Consider the following 8,181-nt stretch of genomic DNA (forward strand, 5'->3'; position numbering starts at 1 on the left):
GAGGTGAGCATGTCCCCCAGCACAGACGCCGGCGCCGACGTCAGCACCGGTGCCCCCGCGTCGGGCCCCTCGGAGACGGACGGTCGCGTCGTCGAGGCGCTGCGACGGGCCCTGCCCGGCCGCGTCGTCACCGACCCCGAGGTGCTGACCGCCTGCACGGCGGACCGCTCCGGCCACCGGGCCGACGCACCGCCGCTGGCGGTGGTGGAGGCCCGCGAAGTCGCCGACGTGCAGGAGACCTGCCGCATCGCCTCGGCGCACGGAACTCCGATCGTGACCCGGGCCGCCGGCACGGGCCTGGCCGGCGGAGCGGTCGCCGGAGGCGGAGAGATCGTGCTCTCCACCCGCTCGATGGACCGCATCCTGGAGATCTCCCCGGCGGACCGGCTCGCCGTCGTCGGGCCCGGGATCCTCAACGGAGACCTCAACCGCGCCCTGGCCGAGCACGGCCTCTGGTGGGCGCCGGATCCGGCCAGCCGCGACATCTCCACGGTCGGCGGCAACATCGCCATGAACGCCGGAGGGCTGCTCTGCGCCAAGTACGGCGTCACCCGGGAGGCGGTGCTGGCGCTGACCGTCGTGCTCGCCGACGGCCGGGTGGTCGAGACCGGGCATCGCACGGTGAAGGGCGTCAGCGGCTACGACCTCTGCGCCCTGCTGATCGGTTCCGAGGGCACCCTGGGCATCATCGTCGAGGCCACGCTGCGGCTCGATCCGCTGCCCGAGGGCCCGCCGACGACGATCGGAGCCTTCTTCGACTCCGTCGACGACGCCGCCCGCGCCGCCGCGGCGATCACCGCCGCCGGCCATCGCATCGCCCTGATGGAGCTGATGGACGAGCCGACGCTCGCCGCGGTCGCCGAGCACGCGGACCAGGATCTGCTGCGTCGGGGAAGAGCGCATCTGCTCGTCCAGTGCGACGGCCCCGGCGCCGCGACGTTGGCCGAGGCCGTGGTCGCCGTGCTGCGCGACCACGGCGGCGACGTCGAGGCCACCGACGACGAGCAGCGCGCCGCCGAGCTGCTGGCGCTGCGCCGTGCCGCCCTGCCCGCCCTGGAGGCGCAGGGCACGCTGCTCGTCGAGGACATCGCGGTCCCGCGGAGCCGCCTGGCGGAGACCTTCGCGGCGATCCGCGAGCTGGAGGCCGCCCACGGCGTGACGATCCCGACGACCTGCCATGCCGGCGACGGCAACCTGCACCCGACCTTCGTGGTCACGAGCGAGGAGATCCCCGCGAGAGTCTGGGCGGCGGCGGAGGCGCTCTTCGCCCATGCCCTGGCGGTCGGCGGCACGCTGACCGGCGAGCACGGGATCGGGCTGCTCAAACGAGCCTGGCTGCCCGACGAGCTGGGCCCCGAGCAGCTGCAGCTGCAGCGCGGCATCAAGGCGGTCTTCGATCCGCAGGGTCTGCTCAACCCCGGCAAGATCTTCGCCCAGGAGACGGCATGACCGAGACGATCGTCATCACCGGAGCCAGCGACGGCATCGGCGCCGCCGCGGCACGACAGCTCGCCGACGCCGGGCATCGGCTGGTGCTCGTCGGCCGCTCGCCGGACAAGACGCGAGCGGTGGCGGAGGAGGTCGGCGCCGAGCATCACATCGCGGACTTCACCCGGCTCGACGACGTCCGGTCGCTCGCCGAGGCGCTGCGCCGGGGCTGCGAGCGCATCGACGTGCTGGCCCACAACGCCGGCGGAGTCTTCTCCGGTCCGAGCGCCACGCCGGACGGCTTCGAGAAGTCCTTCCAGGTCAATCACCTCGCGCCGTTCCTGCTGACGCGGCGGCTGCAGGACCGGCTGCTGGACTCGCGGGCGCGGGTGGTGGCCACCTCCAGCATCGGAGCCCGCGTCTTCTCCCGCCTGGACCTCGACGACGTCCAGACGTGGGAGCGATTCACCGCCAATCGAGCCTACGGCAACGCGAAGCTGGCGAACATCCTCTTCGTCCGCGAGCTGCACGCCCGGTTCCACGCCGAGGGGCTGTCGGCGGTCGCCTTCCACCCCGGGTTCGTCGCCACGAACTTCGCCTCCGACACCTCCAGCTGGTTCCGCCTGGCGTACCACTCGGCCCTGCGGAGGATGTTCACCACCCCCGAGGAGGGCGGGACGCGGCTGGCGCACCTCATCACCGGCACGCCGGGCCGGACCTGGCAGTCCGGCCAGTACTGCGGATCCGACCTGAAGATCGCGCGCACCGCCGCCGCCGGACACGATCCCGAGGTCGCGCGCCGGCACTGGGAGCTCAGCGAGCAGCTGCTGGCCGGCTGAGCGCGCCCGACGGCCCGACCGGCCCGACCGGCCCGACCGTCGTCGATCAGCCGGCGCCCACGGCGTCCTGGATCGGCCCGGAGATGAAGTACAGGATGAACAGCGCCGCGGTGACGTACATCAGCGGATGCACCTGCTTCGCCTTGCCGCGCAGGATCTTGATGACCACGTAGGTGATGAAGCCGGCACCGATGCCGTTGGTGATCGAATAGGAGAACGGCATCAGCACCACGGTCATGAACGCCGGCATCGCGATCTCCGGGTCGGTCCAGTCGATGCGGGTGATCTGCTGCATCATCAGGAACCCGACCAGCACCAGTGTCGCGGAGGCCGCCTCGGTGGGGATGACCGCAGCCAGCGGCGAGAGCACGATCGTGGCCAGGAACAGCGCGCCGGTGACCACGTTGGCCAGGCCGGTGCGGGCGCCGTCGCCCACGCCGACCGTCGACTCGATGAACCCGGAGTTCACCGACGTCGCGCCGAGTCCGCCGCCCATGGTGCCCAGCGCATCGGAGACCATGATGCGGCGCGAGCACGGCACGCCGCCGTCGGCGTCCTTGATGCCCCCTGCGTTCGAGACCCCGACCATGGTGCCGAGCAGGTCGAAGAAGTTCGCCAGCAGCAGGGTGAACACCGCCAGCGAGGCGGCGATGATGCCGATGCTCTCCCAGGAGCCGAGCAGGTTGAACCCGCCGAGCAGCGAGAAGTCCGGCAGCGTGAACCACTCCTGGTCCAGCGTCGGCGCCGTCAGCTCCCAGCCGTAGGGGTTCTCGCCGTCCTGGCCGACGGCGCCGATGTGCAGGAAGGACTCCAGGGTGATGGCCAGCGCCGTCGCTCCGACGATCGAGTAGAGGATCGCGCCGCGGATCTTCGCCGCCCACATGGCGAAGAGTGCGAAGAGCGCGACCAGGAAGATGACCAGCGGCCAGCCGAAGAGGAAGCCGCCGGCGCCCAGCTCCAGGGCGGTGCCGCCGCCGTTCTGGATGAAGCCGGCGTTGATCATCCCGATCAGCGCGATGAACAGGCCGATGCCGACGCTGATGGCGGTCTTCAGCTGGGCGGGCACCGCGTCGAAGATGGCCTGGCGGAAGCCGGTGAGCACCAGCAGCAGCAGGATGAATCCCTCGATGACCACCAGACCCATCGCGTCGGCCCAGGTCATGCCGGGCAGCACGACGATGCCGTAGGTGATGAAGGCGGAGAGTCCCAGCGAGGAGGAGACCGCCATCGGGAACTTGCCGACCACGCCCATCAGGATGGTCATCAGGCCCGAGACCAGGGAGGTCGCCGCGGCGACCGCGGGCAGGTTCGGCTCGGTGCCGCCGCCGAGGAAGTGGCCGGTCGAATCGGTCGAGGCCCCGATGATCAGCGGATTCAGCACGACGATATAGGACATCGCCAGGAAGGTCGCCAGCCCGCCGCGGATCTCGCGGCCCACCGTCGACCCGCGGGCGGTGATCTCGAAGTATCGGTCCAGAGCGCCGCCTCGCGCGGCCGTCGCAGTCTCAGTCGTGGTGCTCACGGAGCTCCACTCTAAGCGAAAGGCGGGCGCCGACGCCGCCCGCGGCCGCCGGATGGGGTCATGGGATGCGCCACGGGCGGATGCTGCGGCGCGGACGAGCAGGAACGCGTCAGGAGATGCGGCTCAGGGGATGCGGCTCAGCCGGGCGAGCACGTCGAGGGTCTCGTCCAGTTCTCGAGCCTGATGCGTCGGCACGTGCTGGATATGCCGGACGACGAGCTCGGCGTCGAGCAGGTAGCTCGTCCGCGTCGCGACGCCGCGCTCGGCGTCGAAGGCCCCGAAGTCCTGGGCGATCCGCCCGTGCGGCCAGAAGTCGCTGACCAGCTCGACGCCGAGCCCGTCGCCGGCCGCGGGCCCCGCGCCGTCGTCGGCATCCTCGGCGTCGCCGACGTCGCCGACGTCGCCGGCGGATCCGGCGGCCGCGACCAGATGCTCGGCATAGGCCCGCAGACTGTGGATCGCGTCGCAGCTGACGGCCAGCGCTCGCACGCCCAGGCGACGCAGCTCCGCACGACGGGCCTGCAGCTCCGCCAGCTCCGAACCGCAGACGCGGCTGAAGGCGAAGGGATAGAACATCACCAGCACCGGCGCCCCGGCCAGCTGCTCCAGTCGGAGCTCCTCGCCGTGGTGGGTCCGGCCGACCGCCGGAGGCGCGAGCTCGCCGATCCGTGCTCCGCCGTCGGCGCCCGCGGAGGGCCCGCGGCGCGCCGTCCGGGTCACTTGCGCGCCATGAGCTTCGAGGCCGCCCAGTTCTCGCTCACGCCGGCCGAGGAGGTCACGTGCAGTCCGGCGTTGGCCGCCGCGTCGTGGATCTCCACCGGCGGGACGTAGCCCTCGCGGCCGGAGCGCGGGGTCAGCATCCAGACCACGCCGCCCTCGTCGAGCGTGGTCAGCGCGTCCATCATCGCGTCGACCGGATCATCGTCGCCGTCGCGGAACCACAGCAGCACCGCGTCGACGACCTCCTGGGAGTCCTCGTCGATGAGCTCCTCGTCCAGCAGCTCCTCGAGCCGCCGGCGGAAGTCCTCGTCGACGTCGTCGTCGACGCCGATCTCCTGGACCAGGTGGTCGGCGGAGAAGCCCAGCTCCCCCAGCAGTCCCGATGAGTCCACCACATTGCACGCGGCGTCGTATCCATGGCCGGTGTCGGCGCTCAGCGGGTCCTCGGCAGCGGCTGCCTGGCTCACCTGTCTGTCCCTCTCTCTCAGTCGGCGACCTCGCGGCGGAGGTCTGGCGTCGGACGCGGACGTCGCCGGAGCGTGCGCCGTCGGCGCACCGTCGACATGACGCCGACACGACGTCGACGACGTCCCGACACCACGGTACGTCGGGCCCCGCGCGGGTGGGAAGTGCCACACCGGGTGCGCCGCCTCGGCGGTGCGGCCTCATGGTGCGCTCGACGACGCCGGCCGTCATGATCTGCGTCTGCGCCGCCCCGCGGACCGCCGCCGGAGGACCTCCGACGTGCGCGGATCGACGTTGGGGGTAAAGTTGCCCCAGAAAGAGCGCGTCCTCACACTGATGGTCGCGCCCGACCTCCCGGCCCCGCCGCGCGACGCACCCCTGTCCGCGGGTCACGGGACCGCACCGCCGACCCCTGAGAGAGGTACCTGTGAGCGCTGGTGAAGAGAACTCGCACATTCGCAGCGGTCTGACGAATCAGCTCCCCGACCGTGACCCGGAGGAGACCCGGGAGTGGCTGGAGTCGTTCGACCAGCTGCTGGAGATCCACGGCACCGAGCGGGCCGAGTACATCGTGCGCACCCTCCTGCAGCGGGCGGGCGCGAAGTCCGTGGACATCCCGATGGTGACCACCACCGACTACGTCAACACCATTCCGGTCGATCAGGAGCCCGAGTTCCCCGGCGACGAGGAGCTCGAGCGCCGGTTCCGCCGCGTGCTGCGCTGGAACGCCGCGATCATGGTCCATCGCGCGCAGAAGGAGGGCATCTCCGTCGGCGGCCACATCTCCTCCTACGCGGGCATGGCGACGCTCTACGAAGTCGGGCTGAACCACTTCTTCCGCGGCGCCGACCACCCCGGCGGCGGCGACCAGGTCTTCTTCCAGGGCCACTCCTCCCCGGGCAACTACGCCCGCGCCTATCTGGAGGGCCGGATGTCGGAGGAGGACCTCGACGGCTTCCGCCAGGAGAAGTCCCAGGCGCCGCACGGCCTGAGCTCCTATCCGCACCCGCGGCTGATGCCGGACTTCTGGCAGTTCCCCACCGTCTCGATGGGCATCGGCCCGATGAACGCGATCTACCAGGCGCAGTTCAACCGCTACCTGCAGAACCGCGGGATCAAGGACACCTCCGAGCAGCACGTCTGGGCCTTCCTCGGCGACGGCGAGATGGACGAGCCGGAGTCGCGCGGCATGCTGCAGCTGGCCGCCAACGAGAAGCTCGACAATCTGACCTTCGTGATCAACTGCAACATGCAGCGCCTCGACGGTCCGGTGCGCGGCAACGGCAAGATCGTCCAGGAGCTGGAGGCCTTCTTCCGGGGCGCCGGCTGGAACGTGGTCAAGGTCCTCTGGGGCCGCGAATGGGACCAGCTGCTCGACCGCGACGACGACGGCGAGCTGGTCCGCATCATGAACGAGACCCTCGACGGCGACTACCAGACCTACAAGGCCGAGTCGGGCGAGTTCATCCGCGAGCACTTCTTCGGCCGCTCGGAGAAGACCAAGGAGATGGTCGCCGACCTCTCCGACGACGACATCTGGAACCTCAAGCGCGGCGGGCACGACTACCAGAAGGTCTACTCCGCCTATCAGGCCGCCATGCAGTCCGAGGGCAGGCCGACGGTGATCCTCGCCCAGACGGTCAAGGGATACGGCCTGGGACCGAGCTTCGAGGGCCGCAACGCGACCCACCAGATGAAGAAGCTCTCGGTCGACGACCTCAAGCTCTTCCGCGACACGCTGCGGATCCCGGTCAGCGACGAGCAGATCGAGGCCGACCCGTACAACGTGCCGTACTACCACCCCGGCGAGGACGCCGAGGAGATCAAGTACCTGCACGAGCGGCGGAAGGCCCTCGGCGGTCCCCTGCCGGAGCGTCGCGAGCCGGTCAACACCCTCGAGCTCCCCGGGGACAAGGCCTACGCCCAGGCGAAGAAGGGCTCGGGCAAGCAGCAGGCCGCGACCACCATGGCCCTGGTCCGCCAGCTGAAGGATCTGATGCGGGACAAGAACATCGGCCACCGCATCGTGCCGATGTTCCCCGACGAGGCCCGCACCTTCGGCATGGACTCGTTCTTCCCCACGGCGAAGATCTACAACCCCAAGGGCCAGAACTACATCTCGGTCGACCGTGAGCTGATGCTGGCCTACAAGGAGTCCGCGCAGGGCCAGCTGCTGCACCCCGGCATCAACGAGGCCGGCGCGACGGCGGCCTTCACCGCCGCGGGCACGAGCTACGCCACCCACGGCGAGCCGATGATCCCGTTCTACATCTTCTACTCGATGTTCGGCTTCCAGCGCACCGGCGACTCCTTCTGGGCGGCCGCCGACCAGCTGAGCCGCGGCTTCGTCGTCGGCGCCACCGCCGGCCGGACCACTCTGGTCGGCGAGGGGCTGCAGCACCTCGACGGGCACTCCCCGCTGCTGGCGGCGACCAACCCGGCGGTCAAGCACTACGACCCGGCCTTCGGCTTCGAGATCGCCCACATCATGCGGCGCGGCCTGTACGAGATGTACGGCGACCACGACGGCCGGGAGATCGACCGCAACGTCATGTACTACCTGACGGTGTACAACGAGCCGGTCACCCAGCCGGCCGAGCCGGAGGACGTCGACGTCGAGGGCATCCTGCGCGGCATCCACCGGATCGCCGTCGGCGAGACCGACGGCCCGAAGGTCCAGCTGCTGGCCTCCGGCGTCTCGGTCCCGTGGGCCCAGGAGGCCCAGCAGCTGCTGGCCGACGACTGGGGCGTCTCCGCCGACATCTGGTCGGTGACCTCGTGGAACCTGCTCCGCCGCCAGGCGCTGGACGTCGAGCAGTCGGCGATGCTGGATCCGGAGAAGGAGCCGGAGGTGCCGTACGTGACGCAGAAGCTCGCCGGCGCCGAGGGGCCGATCGTCGCCTCGACGGACTTCTCCACCCAGGTCCCCGACCAGATCCGGCAGTTCGTGCCGAACCGCTTCGCCACGCTGGGCGCCGACGACTTCGGCTTCTCCGACACCCGGCCGGCGGCCCGCCGCTTCTTCCGCATCGACGCCCACTCCATGGTGGTGCGCGCGCTGCAGATGCTGGCCGACGAGGGCTCCGTCGACCCGTCGCTGGCGGAGAAGGCCTACGCGACGTACCAGCTCAGCGACGTCAACGCCGGCACCTCCGGAGCCGCCGACGAGGACTGACTCCTCGCCGTCGCTCCCGCGGGCGTCCCCGC

At 70.7% G+C, this 8,181-nt stretch carries 6 protein-coding genes; 3 read left to right on the top strand and 3 right to left on the bottom strand.

The features are described 5' to 3' along the window. Positions 1-9: 9 nt before the first annotated feature. Positions 10-1,449: an FAD-binding oxidoreductase gene (locus GU5_RS0105255; protein WP_010524530.1), complete on the top strand. Its 1,440-nt coding sequence runs from the start codon at positions 10-12 to the stop codon at positions 1,447-1,449. After that, a complete protein-coding gene (locus GU5_RS0105260; protein WP_010524531.1) occupies positions 1,446-2,267 on the top strand; it encodes an SDR family NAD(P)-dependent oxidoreductase in 822 nt (273 codons plus the stop codon). The genes GU5_RS0105255 and GU5_RS0105260 overlap by 4 nt, the downstream gene beginning before the upstream one ends. 46 nt (positions 2,268-2,313) lie before the next feature. Here GU5_RS0105260 and GU5_RS0105265 read toward each other — a convergent pair whose 3' ends face one another. The 3 genes from GU5_RS0105265 to GU5_RS0105275 form a co-directional block, all read right to left on the bottom strand. Continuing rightward, complete coding sequence (locus tag GU5_RS0105265; protein WP_010524532.1) at positions 2,314-3,789, bottom strand: NCS2 family permease; 1,476 nt, start codon at positions 3,787-3,789, stop codon at positions 2,314-2,316. Positions 3,790-3,912: 123 nt separating this feature from the next. Continuing rightward, on the bottom strand, positions 3,913-4,509 hold the full coding sequence (locus tag GU5_RS14170) for a redoxin domain-containing protein (protein ID WP_010524533.1): 597 nt from the start codon (positions 4,507-4,509) through the stop codon (positions 3,913-3,915). Beyond that, positions 4,506-4,976: a DUF3052 domain-containing protein gene (locus tag GU5_RS0105275; protein ID WP_010524534.1), complete on the bottom strand. Its 471-nt coding sequence runs from the start codon at positions 4,974-4,976 to the stop codon at positions 4,506-4,508. The genes GU5_RS14170 and GU5_RS0105275 overlap by 4 nt, the downstream gene beginning before the upstream one ends. Before the next feature lie 425 nt (positions 4,977-5,401). On the opposite strand from GU5_RS0105275, the gene aceE reads away from it, so the two are divergent. Continuing rightward, positions 5,402-8,149: a pyruvate dehydrogenase (acetyl-transferring), homodimeric type gene (gene aceE, locus GU5_RS0105280; RefSeq protein ID WP_010524535.1), complete on the top strand. Its 2,748-nt coding sequence runs from the start codon at positions 5,402-5,404 to the stop codon at positions 8,147-8,149. Positions 8,150-8,181: the final 32 nt, after the last annotated feature.

Origin of the sequence: Nesterenkonia sp. F, assembly GCF_000220985.1 — a bacterium.
Lineage (GTDB): Bacteria > Actinomycetota > Actinomycetes > Actinomycetales > Micrococcaceae > Nesterenkonia.